The organism is Pseudosporangium ferrugineum (genome assembly GCF_003002065.1).
In the GTDB taxonomy this organism is placed as follows: Bacteria; Actinomycetota; Actinomycetes; order Mycobacteriales; family Micromonosporaceae; genus Actinoplanes; species Actinoplanes ferrugineus_A.
Genome location: NZ_PVZG01000005.1, coordinates 466,296 through 481,659, shown reverse-complemented (window position 1 = coordinate 481,659; position 15,364 = coordinate 466,296). Strand labels below are relative to the sequence as shown.

Annotated in this window: 21 protein-coding genes; 15 read left to right on the top strand and 6 right to left on the bottom strand. The window is 68.7% G+C overall.

Features of this window, described 5'->3' with window-relative positions; translation table 11 throughout:
• Positions 1-53 precede the first annotated feature (53 nt).
• The 4 genes from CLV70_RS14165 to CLV70_RS14150 all read right to left on the bottom strand — a co-directional run bounded on the left by CLV70_RS14165 (position 54) and on the right by CLV70_RS14150 (position 2,788).
• Positions 54-479, bottom strand: coding sequence for a hypothetical protein (locus CLV70_RS14165; protein ID WP_106126906.1), 426 nt, complete (start codon positions 477-479; stop codon positions 54-56).
• Positions 476-706 (bottom strand): hypothetical protein, encoded by a 231-nt coding sequence (locus tag CLV70_RS14160; protein ID WP_146164057.1) that lies wholly within the window; start codon positions 704-706, stop codon positions 476-478. The genes CLV70_RS14165 and CLV70_RS14160 overlap by 4 nt, the downstream gene beginning before the upstream one ends.
• A gap of 196 nt (positions 707-902) precedes the next feature.
• Positions 903-1,463 carry a GNAT family N-acetyltransferase gene (locus CLV70_RS14155; RefSeq protein WP_106126904.1) on the bottom strand — a complete coding sequence of 187 codons (561 nt, stop codon included), beginning with the start codon at positions 1,461-1,463 and terminating at the stop codon, positions 903-905.
• A 14-nt stretch (positions 1,464-1,477) separates the two neighbouring features.
• Positions 1,478-2,788, bottom strand: coding sequence for an NsdA family TPR-like regulatory protein (locus tag CLV70_RS14150; RefSeq protein WP_245908210.1), 1,311 nt, complete (start codon positions 2,786-2,788; stop codon positions 1,478-1,480).
• Positions 2,789-3,192: 404 nt separating this feature from the next.
• On the opposite strand from CLV70_RS14150, the gene CLV70_RS14145 reads away from it, so the two are divergent.
• The 13 genes from CLV70_RS14145 to CLV70_RS14085 all read left to right on the top strand — a co-directional run bounded on the left by CLV70_RS14145 (position 3,193) and on the right by CLV70_RS14085 (position 12,488).
• A complete protein-coding gene (locus CLV70_RS14145; protein ID WP_106126903.1) occupies positions 3,193-3,405 on the top strand; it encodes a helix-turn-helix transcriptional regulator in 213 nt (70 codons plus the stop codon).
• 172 nt (positions 3,406-3,577) lie between these two features.
• The gene (locus CLV70_RS14140) at positions 3,578-4,405 is read left to right on the top strand and encodes a hypothetical protein (protein WP_106126902.1); all 828 of its coding nucleotides are present in this window, start codon (positions 3,578-3,580) and stop codon (positions 4,403-4,405) included.
• Between the two features lie 64 nt (positions 4,406-4,469).
• Positions 4,470-4,916: a single-stranded DNA-binding protein gene (locus CLV70_RS14135; protein WP_106126901.1), complete on the top strand. Its 447-nt coding sequence runs from the start codon at positions 4,470-4,472 to the stop codon at positions 4,914-4,916.
• A gap of 23 nt (positions 4,917-4,939) precedes the next feature.
• The gene (locus CLV70_RS14130) at positions 4,940-5,800 is read left to right on the top strand and encodes an FtsK/SpoIIIE domain-containing protein (protein ID WP_106126900.1); all 861 of its coding nucleotides are present in this window, start codon (positions 4,940-4,942) and stop codon (positions 5,798-5,800) included.
• A gap of 65 nt (positions 5,801-5,865) precedes the next feature.
• Positions 5,866-6,255, top strand: a complete 390-nt coding sequence (locus tag CLV70_RS14125; RefSeq protein WP_106126899.1) for a hypothetical protein — start codon at positions 5,866-5,868, stop codon at positions 6,253-6,255.
• Between the two features lie 111 nt (positions 6,256-6,366).
• The gene (locus tag CLV70_RS14120; protein ID WP_106126898.1) at positions 6,367-7,095 is read left to right on the top strand and encodes a DUF6197 family protein; all 729 of its coding nucleotides are present in this window, start codon (positions 6,367-6,369) and stop codon (positions 7,093-7,095) included.
• A 62-nt stretch (positions 7,096-7,157) separates the two neighbouring features.
• Positions 7,158-7,772, top strand: a complete 615-nt coding sequence (locus CLV70_RS42105) for a hypothetical protein (protein ID WP_425440151.1) — start codon at positions 7,158-7,160, stop codon at positions 7,770-7,772.
• Positions 7,772-7,984 carry a hypothetical protein gene (locus tag CLV70_RS14110; RefSeq protein ID WP_106126897.1) on the top strand — a complete coding sequence of 71 codons (213 nt, stop codon included), beginning with the start codon at positions 7,772-7,774 and terminating at the stop codon, positions 7,982-7,984. The genes CLV70_RS42105 and CLV70_RS14110 overlap by 1 nt, the downstream gene beginning before the upstream one ends.
• The gene (locus tag CLV70_RS14105; protein WP_106126896.1) at positions 7,985-8,290 is read left to right on the top strand and encodes a hypothetical protein; all 306 of its coding nucleotides are present in this window, start codon (positions 7,985-7,987) and stop codon (positions 8,288-8,290) included.
• Positions 8,287-9,330, top strand: coding sequence for a hypothetical protein (locus CLV70_RS14100; protein WP_106126895.1), 1,044 nt, complete (start codon positions 8,287-8,289; stop codon positions 9,328-9,330). The genes CLV70_RS14105 and CLV70_RS14100 overlap by 4 nt, the downstream gene beginning before the upstream one ends.
• An 11-nt stretch (positions 9,331-9,341) precedes the next feature.
• On the top strand, positions 9,342-10,994 hold the full coding sequence (locus tag CLV70_RS14095; RefSeq protein ID WP_106126952.1) for a replication initiator: 1,653 nt from the start codon (positions 9,342-9,344) through the stop codon (positions 10,992-10,994).
• A gap of 52 nt (positions 10,995-11,046) precedes the next feature.
• Positions 11,047-11,232 (top strand): helix-turn-helix transcriptional regulator, encoded by a 186-nt coding sequence (locus CLV70_RS14090; protein ID WP_106126894.1) that lies wholly within the window; start codon positions 11,047-11,049, stop codon positions 11,230-11,232.
• 2 nt (positions 11,233-11,234) lie between these two features.
• Positions 11,235-12,488 (top strand): tyrosine-type recombinase/integrase, encoded by a 1,254-nt coding sequence (locus tag CLV70_RS14085; RefSeq protein ID WP_106126893.1) that lies wholly within the window; start codon positions 11,235-11,237, stop codon positions 12,486-12,488.
• 195 nt (positions 12,489-12,683) lie between these two features.
• Here CLV70_RS14085 and CLV70_RS39130 read toward each other — a convergent pair whose 3' ends face one another.
• Positions 12,684-13,100: a hypothetical protein gene (locus CLV70_RS39130; protein WP_146164056.1), complete on the bottom strand. Its 417-nt coding sequence runs from the start codon at positions 13,098-13,100 to the stop codon at positions 12,684-12,686.
• 223 nt (positions 13,101-13,323) lie between these two features.
• On the bottom strand, positions 13,324-14,061 hold the full coding sequence (locus CLV70_RS14075) for a creatininase family protein (protein WP_245908209.1): 738 nt from the start codon (positions 14,059-14,061) through the stop codon (positions 13,324-13,326).
• 127 nt (positions 14,062-14,188) lie between these two features.
• On the opposite strand from CLV70_RS14075, the gene CLV70_RS14070 reads away from it, so the two are divergent.
• Both CLV70_RS14070 and CLV70_RS14065 read left to right on the top strand, forming a co-directional pair.
• Complete coding sequence (locus CLV70_RS14070; protein ID WP_106126891.1) at positions 14,189-14,542, top strand: PadR family transcriptional regulator; 354 nt, start codon at positions 14,189-14,191, stop codon at positions 14,540-14,542.
• A gap of 13 nt (positions 14,543-14,555) precedes the next feature.
• Positions 14,556-15,260, top strand: a complete 705-nt coding sequence (locus CLV70_RS14065; protein ID WP_106126890.1) for an ATP-binding protein — start codon at positions 14,556-14,558, stop codon at positions 15,258-15,260.
• Positions 15,261-15,364 lie beyond the last annotated feature (104 nt).

The window sequence follows — 15,364 nt, the reverse complement described above, 5'->3', positions numbered from 1 at the left end:
CTGTGGACATGGCTTCGACACCCACATCCTTGCAGGTCAGGTGCACCTTTCTTTCACTGACCTCGATCAGTCATATCCCCTCTGAATAGGGGAGGTTGTCGAGGGGAGTCCTTGAGTGCTTGGAGCGCGTCGAGGAGTTCGGTTGTGGGGTATCCGGCTTCCAGCCATTCGAGTGCGAGTCCGGCCCAGTAGTCACTCCAGCATCCCAGCGCGTGGCTCAGCACCGCAGACAGCAGTTCGCTACCGGCCTCAGCTTGCGAGGTTGCTCTGATGACGGCGTCCTGTGGTTGTTGCAGGAGGGGCATGAGCCAAGTGAGGTGGTCGTGCGCGAGCCAGACGGTGTGCAGGGGCCAGACGGTGTCGTCCTCGTTCCAGATGATCCAGGTTCCTTCGGCGTCCAGGCCGAGGATGAGGCCACGCTGGTTGATGGCGATGACCGGGCGGTCGTCTCTGCCGATGCGATCGGGTTCGGGTGTCACGTCTTCATCGTGCCGCGCCGTTGACGTTCGGGTTTGCGGACCTTGAACCTGGCGACGTTCTTGGTGGTGGTGCGGGCGACTTCGGTGAGTAGTTCGTCGCCGTGGTAGATCCGCCAGGTGGTGTCGGCGGTTTCGACGGTGACCGTGAGGCCGGCGTGGATCATGCCGACGTGGATGCGTTGCCCGGCGACGGCCAGGGAACCGCGGGCGCTGATCCGCCGCTCCACCCGCACCGGGTCCGCCGGAGGCTGAGGTGGCGGCCCGGCGGGCCGGGCATCGCGCAGGCGGGCCAGCTCGGCCGGGCTCAGCGGGCTGGGCAGGCTGCGCAGCAGGACACCGTCGTGATCAGGTCGAGCAATGCAGTCGCCTCCGGCCTCACGCGACCGCCTTGGCGAGGTCCGTGATGCGGTCGCTCAAGTCAGATCAGCTCGCTCGCTGCATGGCGGCTTGCGAGGTCCACTCGTGTTCGAGCAGGGAAAACAGCAGGGAGTCTCGCCAGGCGCCGTTGGTGAAGACGTGGTCGCGGAGGCGCCCCTCCAGCTGCATGCCCAGCTTTCGGACGACCGCGAGGGAGCCGGCGTTCTCGGGGCCGATGGCGGCGGATATGCGGTGGAGGCCGAGTTCCTCGAAGCCGAATGTGATCAGGCGTCGGGTGGCGTCGGTGGCGTAGCCCTTGCCCCATCGGTCGGCGCGGATGGCGTAGCCGAGCTTCGCTGCCTTCACGCCGGCGAGTGCGAGGCGAGCGAAACCGACCAGCTCATCGTGCTCGTCCGTTACGGCCAGGTAGTACTCGCTGCGGGGCTGCTGCTGGGCTCGTTGTACGGCCCCATCGATCATTGCCCTGGCGGCTGGCAGGTCACGGCTGTCGAAGGACAACCACTGGGTGACCTGGTCGTCGCCGACGATGGCCAAAGAACTGGCCGCGTCGTCGCTGCGGAACTCTCGCAGGGTGACGACGCGGCCGGGCAGTGTCACGGGGTACATGGGCCAATCCTGCCCTAATGAGGCAGGGCCTTCAGCGGTGTGTGAGTGAAGTTCTCGATGTGGTCGATGAGGTCGTGGGCATCGTCGATAAGGCCAGCACGTGCGACGGCCTGGTGAACGCGCTGGACGGAGTGCACGATGCCGTTGATGCGCTGCTCAGGGACGAGGTCCAGGACCGGCGCGAGCGCCTCGCGAGCGCCCTCGATGTCGCGGGAAGCGATCCGGGAGATGGCCAGGTCGGCGTGAGCGCCGGCCTGGTCGCCGAAGGCCCAGGCGGGATCGGTGCGATCGGCGTACGCGGCGACGGCGCGGGTGGAGAAGGCGACGGCGTTGTCGGCCTCGGTGGGCAGCCAGGCGAGCGCATCTGCGGCGTAGTACAGAGTGCGCGGCTGGTTGAAGGTGCAGATGCCGCCCAGCTCGTCAACGGCATCCGGCTCCACGTGGTCCCAGGCGTCTTCGGCGGCTCGGATAGCGCTGAGCGCGCGGTCGCTGTTACCGAGCGCGGCGTAGGCGCGGGCGGCGCTGACCGGCAACCACACCGACGTGGTGCCTCCGGCGTGGCCGGCGTGCTCGGTGCCCATCTCCGCGTATCGGACGGCCTCGGCGTAGCGGCCGGCCCAGTAGGCCACCATGGATTGGAGGCCTCGGAGCCATGCGCGTAGTCCGTTGTGGTCGGCCTGGTCGGCGCAGAGGATCGCGGTTCGGGCTTGGAGCATGGCGGCGTGCGGATCGGCCAGGTCGTGCGATGCCTTGGCAAGCAGGCCGCTTGTCACGCTGGCGAGGAAGTGCAGCTGCCGAGCCTGCTGCGGGGTTTGCCGACGCTCCAGTAGAGCGAACAGCGTGTCTTGGGTTTCGGCCAGGTCGCCGAGTAGCTCAGTCAAAGGCCGTTGTGGGTACGCGAGCGCCAGGCGTTGGACGTCGTCGCGCAGCTGGTCGACGGCTTCGGGCGTCGTGCTCTCGGCGGCGAGCAGGGTGAACCGGCGGGCGCGTTCGGCTGCCATGGTGATGATGCCCCTTTCGTTGCCGGGTGACGGCAGCACCAATGAGCCGTCGGTAGCCGGCGCGGCTGTTGCGAGGTTCGGAGCCCACGGGCGGAGCAGCTCATCGAGAGGTGCACCGAAGATGGCCTGAAGTGCGCGGCGAGTGGCGGGCGTGGCGCCCGCAGTTCCTCGTTCTCCACGGGCCATGCGCGCCAGGTGGCGGGCGCTGATCGTAGCTCGCTCGTCCAAGCGAGAGAACTCGGCGGCCATCTCTTCATAGGTGCGGTCCCGCTGCTGGATCAAGTGCTCCAGCAGCGTGCGGGGTTCCCTGCGCGGTCGTGCCACGGTTCCGCTCCGCTCCTCAGTTAGTGGGTTCTACCTCGACAGTCGCTCATGAATAGCCGCCGTCACAACCAATGTCCCTCATATGTCCTGTAGTGGTCCACCACTGGTCCGTCTCGGGACCTAGATAGGTCTCTGTCGATCAATTCACTCTTCTAGGCGACTCGCGATGTCGTCGCGAGATCGGCAGAGGGGATGACTCATGACCAGAATGCCCGGAACGGTTCCCCTGATCGTCTTCGGTGTCGGCATCGGCCTGCTGGTGCTGGAAATCGCGTTCGTTGCCCTCGTCAACCACGGAGCGACGCGGCAAGGTCGGAACCGACGACGTCGGCAGTGCGCGGCTCGCCCGCCGATCGACCGTCAGTGCAGCGGCTTCGGTGTGGTTTCGCGTACCGTAAAGCGCGATGACTCCCGCGCCCACGATCGACGAGCTGCCCACGGACTGGTGGACCGCGGCCGAGTGCGCCGCGTACCTAGGGATCACTCGCAGTACGTGGGCGGCGTACGTCGCCCGGGACCAGGCGCCGGCGCCGGAGCGCACCTTCGGCCGTTCGCCGGCATGGCGGCCCGCGACAGTCAAGACCTGGGCCGCCAACCGGCCGCGCCGCGGCAAGTAACCCACACCACCGCACGACCTTCTTCCTCGCGCCTAGCGAATACAGCACTGGCGCTGTATCGTCGGCTCTTGAATACAGCACGCACGCTGTATTCGGCCCAGGTGGCAGTGATCAGAGGAGGTGATGTGCTGTGAGTGGCCGGAACCTGTTCGGAGGTCAGCCCGTCGGTGCGATGACGATCGTGGAGACACCGGTTTCGCAGTGGTACGCCCGGCGTGCCGGTGTCACGGCGCTCGTCGTGGGCCTGGCTGCGGATGCGTTGGCGACCGCGGTGCTGAGCGTCTTCAGCCCGCTGTTGCTCGCGGTGGCGTTGGGCGCGCTGGTCGGTGTCGTGTGCGCGTTCGTTGCGGCGCTGGTGGTGCGTGCCTGGCCGGTGTTGAGGACGTTGTGGTGGTGGTCGATCGAGATCACGACTGCGCTGGTCTCGACGGCCGGCTGGGTCACCCTGGCGCACCTGGCGAACGCGTGGATCGCGTCGGCGGTCCTGCTGGGGTTGCTGGCTGCGGTGCTGGTGCCGGGCCGGTCGCGCCGGTTCGTGTGGGCGTGGGCGTGGTGCCTGGTGGTTCGCCATCGGCTGCGGTTGTGCTTCGCGACGTTGGTGCGTAGCACGGCGCGGGTGACCGGTGGTCGTCCGGCGGCGTTGCCGTTCCTGTTGTGGGCGCGGCCGACGCTTGCTGGTGAGCGGGTGTGGCTGTGGCTTCGGCCGGGTCTGTCGCTGGAGGAGCTGGAAGGTAAGGCCTCGCAGATCGCGGTGGCCTGTATCGCCAAGCAGGTCCGGATCGCGCCGGCGTCGGAGCGGTACGCGGCGCTGCTGCGTGTCGACATCGCCCGTCGTGACCCGCTGGTGGGCCGGATCGATTCGCCGTTGGCGCTGCTGATCCCGAGCCTGCGTAACACCGTGGCGGATGTGCCGGTGTCCCCGGCCGTGCCGCTGGTCGGCCTGGAACTGGCTGACATCGCAGAGCCGGCACCCGAACCGCCGCGCGGTGGTCGCCGATGACCTCACGCGTGCGGGTGCCTGAGCAAGTCCCCGTTGCAAGCCATCACTGACAAGGAGAACTGAGATGGCGAACGAAACCACGATCACCATGGTCGGCAACCTGACCGCCGACCCGGAACTGCGGTTCCTGCCGAACGGTACCGCGATGGTGAAGTTCACGATCGCGTCGACGCCGCGCACCCTCGACCGCCAGTCGGGCGAGTGGAAGGACGGCGACCCGCTGTTCATGGCGTGCACCGGGTTCCGTGACATCGCCGAGCACATCGCCGAGTCGCTGAGCAAGGGCACGCGGGTCATCGTCACCGGGCGGCTGCGGCTGTCGCGGTGGGAGGACAAGGAGACCGGCGACAAGCGTTCCGCGTACGGGCTGGACGTCGATGAAATCGGCCCCAGTCTGCGGTTCGCGCAGGCGAAGGTCACCCGGATGAACCGCGCCGGCAAGGGCGACGGGTTCGTTCCCTCCGAGGTTCCGGACGACGCCTGGGCCTCTGCGGCTCCGGCGGCGGCCTGACCGGAGGCTGACCCGTGCAGCCCATGACCGTCGCGGATACGGCACTCGGCCCGGTGAAGCCCGGCCTGCCGCTGTCGATCTTCGACAGCGTTCATGTCGGCATCGACGAGTTCGGCCTGCCGGTGCGGGTGCCGCTGATCTGGCGGAACCTGCTGATCGGCGGCGAGCCCGGTGCGGGCAAGTCGGCGCTGCTGAACGTGCTCGTCGCCTATGCGGCACTGTGCCTGGACTGCCGGCTGATCCTGTTGGACGGCAAGCAGGTCGAACTCGGCCAGTGGCGTAAGTGCGCGGACGCGTTCGTCGGCCCGCACATCGTCAAGGCTCTGGCTCTGTTGAGCCGGATCCAGACGATGATGGACAACCGGTACGCGTACCTGCTGGACTGCGAGCGCCGCAAGATCACGCCGCAGGACGTGTTCACCGCGTACGTGGTCGCGATCGATGAGATCGCGTACTACTCGGCCACGACCGGGGACAAGAAGCAGCGCGAAGAGTTCGCGTCGCTGCTACGCGACCTGGTCGCCCGGGGCCGGGCGGTCGGCATCATCGTCATCGCCGCCACCCAGCGGCCCAGCTCGGACATCATCCCGACGTCGCTGCGGGATCTGTTCGCGTGGCGGTTCGCCGGACGGTGCACCAACGACAGTTCGTCGGACATCGTGCTCGGGCACGGCTGGGCGAACAAGGGCTGGACGGCGAACGCGATCAGCCCGAACAACCCGGGCGCCGGCCTGCTGATCGCCGAGGGCGGCAGCCCGCAGCTGGTGAAGACCGCCTACCTGGATGACCGCACCTGCGCGGCCATCGCTGCCTACGCGGGCGAGATGCGCGCCACCGCCACCGCTGACCGTCCGCGCCTGCGGTCGGTCCCGTCGGCGGCCTGACGCACCCACAAACCTCCCGGAATTCCCGGGCGGACAACCATCCCAGTGGAAGGAGGGCCGCTCTCATGGCCCGACGCAATCTCCCCATCCAACCGATCCAGCCGGTGAAGGTCGTGCACTACATCGACCCCGCCATGCAGTCCGACCTCATCCGGTACGGGCTGATGAACCCGGCCGAGATGGTCCGGCAGCAGCAGCGCAACACCGAGCTGTACCTGCGGTGGAAGGCCCGCCAGGCCGAGATCAAGGAGCGGGACAAGAAGTTTCGCCGCTTCTGGCTCGGCTTCGGCGCCCTGGTCGGTCTGGTCTTCCTGGCCGGCCTGTTCGTCGGCGGCTGGCTGCTGTGGACCGTCATGGGCCTCGGCGCGCTCGCCGTTCCCGTGGTCCTGCTGCTCGCCGGCGGGCTCGCGGTCGGCGGTCACCGCTGCATCACCATCGTGCAGCACATGCACTGACCAGCACCAACACCACCAAAACCGAGCGGACGACACCAGATCCCACCGCCAAGCAAGAGCTGGTGCCGCCGCCCCATCACCAACCCACTTCCGACGGAAGGAGTCGGCACGATGAACCCTACCCACGAACCCGACCACAACCCTGCCCAGTCCCGGGCGTTCGGTGAGAACTTCCTCGCCGACCTGTTCACCGACACCGGCCGCTTCCGCGCCTGGGTCGCCTCGGCGATCGGCACGGCGGCCCAGCCGGTGAACGTTGCGGACGAGTCCGGCTACGTCGTCACCGAGTCCGGCCTGAGGGCCATCGGCGACGCCGGGCGGGAACGCGACGCGGACATCGCGCGGCAGGACGCCGTCGATGAGGCGCCGGGTACGGCCGCGCAGGTGCTGCGCGACGCGGCGCTCTACCTGGAGCGGCACGGCTGGATCAAGGGCGCCTACTACGACAGCACCTCGGGGTCGTTCACGCCCCCGGCATGCCTGGTCGGTGCGATCGGCATGGTCTGCTACGGCGGGCCGGTCGACGCCCCGGCGCAACACTTCGACGACCCCGGCTTCCTGGACTTCGAAGAGGCCGTGCTGCACCTGGACCGGTACCTGCTGGTCGAGGACGGCTCGGAATCGTACGAGTTCAACGACGCCCGGGGCCGCACCCTCGCCCAGGTCACCGACGTGCTGCGCAAGGCAGCGGCGCGCCCGGCCGAGGAACTGATCGACGCGATCCGCGTCATCGATGCCCGCAACGCCGAGATGGCGACGCTGGCGGAGCTGCTCAACCCCTGCGGCATCTGGGGCGAGTCAGCCGGGTCCGGCGCCGGTGACGGCGGTGACGTCGAATGAGCCGGAACACTGTCAAGGCGGCCTTGACGCCGAAACCGCGCAGGACGCGGTCGAAGCGTGAGGTGGAGAACGCCGAGTTCGACGCGTTCGTGCGCCGCATCCTGCGGGCCTACGCCCGTCGCGTCGCGGCCGGTGACGTCGAAGCACTCCAGTCCCTCTCGCAGCTGTCCAGCGAGGTGGACGCAGTGACTCGCCTCGCCGTGGCGGGACTGCGTAAGGCCCCGTATTCCTACTCCTGGTCCGAGATCGCCGACCGGCTTGGCACCAGCAAGCAGGCCGCGCAGCAGCGCTACGGCGACCGGACCGAACGAGGCGCCCTGGACCGCCGGCTTCTCGAAGCCGGGCTGGGCATCTCGGTGGCGGCCCTGGTGCAGGTTTTCGCCGACCATCACCCCGGTGACCCGGCCACTTCGGTGTGCCCGGGTTGCGGCTACCGCTATCCCGAGGGGCAGTCCGACTGCCCGAGCAACGCCACCGTCCGCCCGCTGCTGCGCAGGCGGCGCCACGAGGACGACGCCGCGGTAGCCCGGCTGTCGCCTGTCCAGTTCGCCGACCTGATCGGAACCACCAAGCCCCGAACCCATCGGGCAACGGCGGTCCGGCAGGCGGCGCTCACCGCGCTGGTTCCGGACCGACCCGCATCACTGTTCGACCACTCCGGAAAGGAACCAGCCTGATGATCCGATACGAAGCAACGTTCACCTACACCGACACCGACGGCATGCCGGTCGACGGCTGCCGCCCGTTCACCTACCCGACGCTGGTCACCGACCCGCGTCAGCTGGTGGAGCTGGCCGCGTACGTGATCGGCCTGCTGGTGTCGAACCGCGACCTGACGATCACCTCGGTCCGCCAGACCGGCACGGTGATCCCGGCGGAGGTGATCTGAATGACCACCACCGGGACGGAAACGTGGGTCTTCGGCGGCACCCGGATCGACTCGATCGGACGCCACGCTCACGTGTGGCTGCGCGTCGAGACCGGGCAGCTGCTGTGGTTCGCCGCCCGTGGGGCGTTCACCCTGGGCTGTGAGTACACCGTGCAGACGACCCGTCGCGACGACGGGCGCGTCATCAAGCACGGTGATCCCGTCTACCGGGGTTGGCACGCCGACACCGCCGTGCGGCGGCGCCTCGCGGCGCTCGACGGCACGGACTACCGGCGCCCCGCGGACCCCACGGCGGTGCAGGCATGAGCCTGACCGTGACCGGCGCGGCCGTCCTTCGGGTACGGCCGGGCCGCCGCTGGGCCTACATCGGTGCCGCCCTCGGTGGCACGGTGTCGATCGCCGCGAACATCGCCCACTCGTACGTCCCACCTGCGGGTGTGACCGCCGAGGGCTGGTCGCCGAACTTCGGTGCCGTCATCGGTGCCGTGTTCTGGCCGGTCGCGTTGTTCGTGGCAACCGAGATCCTGACCCGGGTGGCCTGGCCCACCGGGTGGACGTGGCAGCTGCTGCGCTGGCTGGGCATGGTCCCGGTCGCGTTCGTCGCCGCGCTGGTCTCGTACCGGCACCTGTCCGGGCTGCTCGCCTTCTACGGCGAAGAGCCCATCGTGTGTGTGCTTGGCCCGCTCGCTGTCGACGGGCTGATGGTGATGGCCACCGGCGCGATCCTGGCGACCGGCACCCACCAGCACCCCGAACCCGTACCCACCCCCGCCGTGCCGGACCCTGTCCGGATCGCGGCCCCGACCCTGCCCGCCGTCCCGGCGCCCCGCACCACCGCGCCGCCGCCGGCAGGCGACCCCGAGCCGGCCACGACCCCGGCACCGACGCCGGAACCCGTGCCGGCTCTGCGGACCGACGCCGTACCGACCCCGGCGCAGGTCGCCGCCCGGGTCACCCCCAGCCCGACGACCATCCCGCTACGACCGACCGCCACCCGGCCGGCTACCGCAGGCACCCCGAAGCCCAGGCCCCGCAAGACCGAGACGACCCGACCGGCGAAGCCGCTGGCCGCTCCCGCCACCGACACCCCTGTCACTGAGCCGGAGCCCGCACAGCTGCCCCTGCCGTACACCGTCGACCCGGCCCTGCTCGCCAAGGCCCACGAGATCGCCACGCAGTACCGCACCGAGACCGGCACCCCGATCAAGCCGGTACAGCTCGCCGCCCGCCTGAGGGTGAACTCCGAGCAAGCGACCCAAGCCCTGGCCGTCCTCCACCTCGGCCCGGACAGCCCCACCACGCCCATCCCGACCGTCAACGGCAAGCCCGTCAAGGCGACTCGGTGACCGTCTCCACGTTGAGCGTCGTACCCGAAGCAACCGCTTCGGGTACGGCCCCCTACGCCGAGCCGGGCACACACCCGAACATCCCCGCCTGGTGGCGACGCTCCAGCGACGTACGCCTGCAAGCCCTCGCCCGCGCCGCCCGCCCCGACTACGAAGCCTGGCTGTCGCACGTCAAGCCCGCGTCCGCGTGCACGCGGCCGGTCCGGCTGGCCGGGACCATCGCCACCGTCGAAGCCGCCACCGGGCGCCTGCTCGCCGAACGCGCCACCGCGGACATGCCGGACGGGGTCATCTACAAGCCCTGCGGTAACCGCCGCGAGAGCGTGTGCCCGTCCTGCTCGAAGCTCTACCAGAACGACGCCTACCAGGTCGTGAGGACCGGCCTGGTCGGCGGCAAGGGCGTCCCCGAGCAGGTGGCGCACCACCCGGCGGTGTTCCCGACCTTCACCGCTCCCGGCTTCGGCGAGGTCCACACCCGCGTCGTCAAGCGGCACACCTGCGCCCGCCGCAAGGACTGCGACTGCCGCCCCGAGCCCTGCCACGCCCGCCGCGACCTGACCGTCTGCCCGCACGGCGTCCGGCTGGCCTGCTTCGCCCGGCACGCCGGCGACGACCCCCGGCTCGGCACGCCGCTGTGCCTGGACTGCTACCCGTACGAGGCACACGCCGTGTGGAACCTGATGGCCGGCGAACTGTGGCGGCGCACCTCCATCGCCGTCAACCGCTACATCCGGCGCCTCGCCAAGGCACGCGGCATCCCCGACGTGGCAGCGATGACCGCCGACGGCAAGCTGCGGATGGTTCCGCCGGTACGGCTGTCGTTCGGCAAGGCCGCCGAGATGCAACGCCGGGGCATCGTCCACTTCCACGCCATCGTGCGCCTCGACGGCGTCGACCCCACCGACCCGGCCGCGACCGTCCCACCGCCGCCCGGCATCGACGCCCACGACCTGGTCGACGCGATCGACCACGCCACCGCGACCGTCGGCTTCACCACCGCACCGCACCCCGAGCGCCCCGGCGGCTGGCACATCGGCTGGGGCGAACAGATCCTCACCAAGGTCATCACCGTCGCCGGACACGGCGAGGTCACCGACGGCCAGGTCGCCGCGTACCTGGCGAAGTACGCCACCAAGGCCACCGAGATCACCGGCCACAGCTCCGCGCGCCTCCACCCCGACACGATCGACCTGTACGCCGACCGGCACGGCACCCACACCGAACGCCTCATCGACGCGTGCTGGCGCCTCGCCGACGTCCGCTGGCGCTGCCCCGCCGCCCTGTGCCGCCACCACCACAGCTGCCCCGTCTGCATCGAACGCAGAGCAGCCGCCGCCACCCCCGAACCCAGCCGGTACGCCCGGCTACGCCGCTGGGCACACATGCTCGGCTTCGGCGGCCACTTCCTCACCAAGTCCCGCCGCTACAGCGTCACCTTCGCCCTGCTACGCGAACAACGCATCATCTTCCGCCGCGCCCAGACCAGCGGCCCCGAGACCACCGGTACCGGCACGGAACCAACCACCCTGGTCGTCAACTTCCTGCAATTCGTCGGCGCCGGCTGGCACACCAGCGCCGACGCCATGCTCGCCAACACCTCCGCCGCCATGGCCCGAGAACACGCCGAAGCCGCCAGGCAAGCACTCCAGACCCTGGCCGCGTGAACGGCCGCCAACCGTCAAGGCCGCCTTGACGACGAAACGACGGAGAGAACTGATGGAGACACCCGGCCAGGAGATGTGCTGGACCGTCGCTGAGGTCGCTATGTACCTCTGCGTTCCGGTCGAGACCCTGTACGCCTGGCGCAAGCGCCGCTACGGGCCGCCGGCCGCCCGCGTCGGCAGGTACCTGCGCTACGACCCGGACGACGTCCGCGCCTGGGTCAAGGGCCGGGCGGCATAGCGATGGGTCATGTTGAGGACCGCTGGTTCAAGACGGTCAAGCAACCGGGCGGCGGCACCCAGCGGGTCAAGTCCGCCCGGTTCGGCCAGGGCATGCGCTACCGGGTTCGCTACATCGCCCCGGACGGCCGGGAGCGCAGCGAGTCGTTCCCGGACCGGGCGAAGCGGGCCGCCGAGGACTTCCTGGTCTCCGTGGAGGCGGACAAGCTGCGCGCCGCCTACGTCGACCCGGCCGCCGGCCGGGTGCTGTTCCGCGAGTACGCCGAAGCCTGGCTGCGGACCCGGGTGCTGGACGAGTCGAGCCGTGAGGTCACCGAGATGCGTGTCCGTAAGCACCTGTATCCCTTCTTCGGCGACCGGCAGCTCGCGGCGATCAAGCCCGGCCACGTTCGGGAATGGGACAGCGGGATGGTGGGGAAGCTGGCTGCGTCGACCCGCTCGGTGGTGTTCACTCACCTGCGATCCATCCTCGGCGCGGCGGTGGACGACGAACGGATCGCCAAGAATCCGTGCTCCGCTCGGTCGGTCAAGCAGCCCCGGCCGATCGAGCGCCGGGTGGTGCCGTGGACACTCGAGCAGGTTCAGGAGATCCGATCTCACCTGCCCGTCCGGTACCGGCCGGTCGTCGACCTCGGCGCGGGCTGCGGGATGCGCCAGGGCGAGATCCTGGCGCTGGCCGAGGACGACATCGACCTTGACGGCGGGTGGCTCCACGTCACCCACCAGATCAAGCGAGTACGGTCCCGGCTCGTCTTCGGGCTGCCGAAAAGCGACCGTGACCGGCGAGTCCCCCTGCCCGACTCAGTCGGCGACGTACTCCGGGCCCACATGACGGAGCATCCGCCCCTGTCGGTGACGCTGCCGTGGGAGGACCCGTTCTGCGCGGACCTGCGGACGTACGCGCTGGTGCTGCACACCTCGCGCAAGACGGCGGTCAACCGCAGCTGGTTCGACGAGAAGGTGTGGCGCCCGGCCGTCGAAGCGGCGGGCGTCGTCCCGGGGCGCACGACCGGGATGCATGCGCTGCGCCACTTCTACGCCTCGGCGCTGCTGGACGCGGGGGAGAGCATCAAGGCGCTCGCCGAGTACCTCGGGCACACCGACCCCGGGTTCACGCTGCGGGTCTACACCCATCTGATGCCGGCCAGCGAGGAGCGCACCCGCCGGGCGATCGACGCGCTGTTCCGGCCGGTCGCCGGACGGTCTGACGGCCCAACGACGGCCCAGGGGCCGCATAACGGACAGGTGGGAGTGTAGATGCCCAGGTCAGAGCGCATCCGGGCAGGAGAATCCGGCGTACAGGCCGACTCGTCCGTCGCCCTCGCGGCAGCGGCCCTCATCGGGCGGCCCGACACGGGTCGCTCACTCCGTCGCCGAGGTCAGTGCGTCGCCGCCCGTGGGGATGCGGGCGGCATTTCCGACTGAAGAAAACGGCTTGCCGTGGGTGCTGGGCTACTTCATCCTGTGGCCGCTGCCTCGCTTCTGCTCGTGCCGCCCGAGCGGCGAAGGCTGACGGCTCGTCTGGTGTCGATCCTGCGAGGTCGGGCTGAATCGAGGATCGGCCGTTCGAGCCGCATTCGTCAAGGCCGGGCTGGGTTTCCATGCGCTCGACTTGAAGACCGCGCCAAGATCGTGGTGGCCGTTGATGATCTTGCCTTTGGCAATGGCTATTTCATCCTCGGTGACATATTGAGTAGCGCCATCCTCCATCCACTTCTCGGCGAGAAAGTGAATGTGATCCAGGTGAGTGTAAAGTGCTGGATTCTTGTCCATCGCCTCTTGGACGCCGGGGTGATCGAGAAGCCGCTCGATGGCAACGACTAGTGCGGCCGGCACCGTGCCGGCTAGTGGACCCGGGTCGGATCTCATGGAAGAACCTCCTCGGTCGGGTTGGGGCAGGCTGTGTCTCCCCATCCAAACGTCCACGGGCGAATGTTGGTTCAAGGCCTGACCGGCATCTGTGCCAGCAACGTTGGCGCAGCAGCCGACCCGGACGATCGCGGGGTCTGTAACACATAGCCGACCAGCCGTCGGCGCTGTGTCAAGTCCCGGTTTGGTGGGTCTCCATCAAACCGGGACAGTGCGCAGGACTTCAGCCTGGTCGCTCCAGTACGGCGAGCAGGGATTCGAAGGACTGCATCAGGCTGGCGAGCACGCGGGCCCCTTTGTTGCTGTTCCCCAGGGACGGTCGTCCGATGACGCCGGATTTCGTGTAAGCCGTCATGCCGAGCGTCAAAAGATGGGGACGTTCGTCTGCGGTCCAGTCGGCGGTTTCGTTGCCTTGGCGGACTATCTCGGGGTATGTGGCGAGCAGGATGGAGGTCTCGATTTCACCGGCGTGCATGTCTTCATGCCTGCCGGACTCGAGCCCGGCATGGGTTCGAGCCCGGTCCCAGTCCGATACGTGCGGGTAGACCGCGATCCGTGGTCCTTCAACGGATGCCTCTTGTGCGACGTTGCTGAGGATGTAGTTGCCGCCGTGGCCGCTGATCAGGACCAGGCGGTGTACGCCTGAGGCGGCGAGTGAGTCGGCGATGTCGGTCACGACCTGGTGCAGGGTTCGTGCGCTGATGCTGACGGTTCCTCGCCATGCGGCGTGCTCGTGGGAGCAGGAGATTGTGATCGGTGGCAGGACGAAGACCGGGTACGTCTTGGCGATCTCGCGGGCGATGACGCTGGCGATGATGGTGTCGGTGGCCAGTGGGAGGAAATCGCCGTGCTGTTCGAAGCTGCCCACGGGCAGGAGCGCGACGGAGGCGTTGCGCTCGGCTTCGTCCTTGGATGTAGCGGTCGTGATCAGGTCGAGCAATGCGGTCGCCTCCAGCCTCACGCGACCGGCTTGAAGAGGTTCCTGATGCGGTCGCTCAAGTCGGATACTTCCGCATGCTTCACCCGGATGGATGGAAGGGGGTGCCGACGAGGCCTTCTGCTTGTTCGACATAGGTAAGATAAGCGGCATGGCGCGCCCTGTTCGCATCACAGGCCCTTTGCTCGACGTGCTCGAAGTGCTGTTGCGGGGTTTCGCCGACGGGGAAGAGTTGCACGGCTGGAAGATCATTAAGGCGACCAAGAGATCCGGCCCGACCGTGTACGGCACGATCGACCGTCTTGAGGACGCCGGCTGGATCATCGGTCGCTGGGAGCAGGAGAATCCCGAGCCGCATCGGCCGCGTCGACGGCTCTACCGGCTGACCCCGAACGGCGTCGTGGAGAGCCGGAGGATTCTCGAGGCCCGTCGACCGGACGCCGCTCGCAGTCAACCGAAGCTTGCTTGGCGTACGGCCATGCCCGCCTCGCTGTGGCGCGACTGACCGGCGGTGCGCGATGAGCATCCTGTTGTCGATTCTTTTCGGGCTTCTCGTCAACGAGTGCTGCGAACTGTCGCCCTGGATCGCGCGGAGAGTGGTCCGATGGGCGGCGTACCGTCGATATCGCAACCCCGTGCGGGCGAGGATCCGTGCGGAGGAGCTCGCCGGGGTCATCGATGCCCGGCCCGGGAAGCTGTTCAAGCTCATGACGGCACTCGCCTTCGGGGCGGTAGCGGCCGCGGTCTGGATCTCTCGGAACGCTCTGTGCCGGGCGCCGAAGCAGGTGCAACGGCTCGTTCACAAGCACATGCCACAGCTGAGTGACGGGCCTTCGGTTCTGTCCGCGGGCGTTCACGCCCTATATCCCCCGACCGCGGAATCCGTCGCGGGTGCGCTCAGGCTGGTCGACGAGGTCTGCGTTTCCCTGAACGAGAACGGCCTCCGGCATCTGGCCCGGCTGGTCGCCTCCGAGCTGGTGGCGAACGCGGTCGAACACGCCGGAGGGGAGATCGGTTTCTCCGTCGACTGCGATGGGTCTTCGCTGAAGATCAGCGTTCGTGACGAGTCCTCGGCACCGCCCAGAGCTCACCGGGTTTCCGAAGGTCTGAGAGGCAGAGGACTGAGGGTCGTGCAGGCGGCGGCTGCGGAATGCGGATGGACCCTGGAGCCCGGCGGTGGCAAGACGGTGTGGGCGACCATCCCCTTGACGCTGCGCTCGTGAGCGTGCGAGCTCGGTCCTCCTCCTGAGCGCACTTGCCGGCGCTGCCCGGCCGGAAGAGCTCGCCACCTCCCTGGCGGAAAGCGGTCCTGTCCGGGCATCCCGAC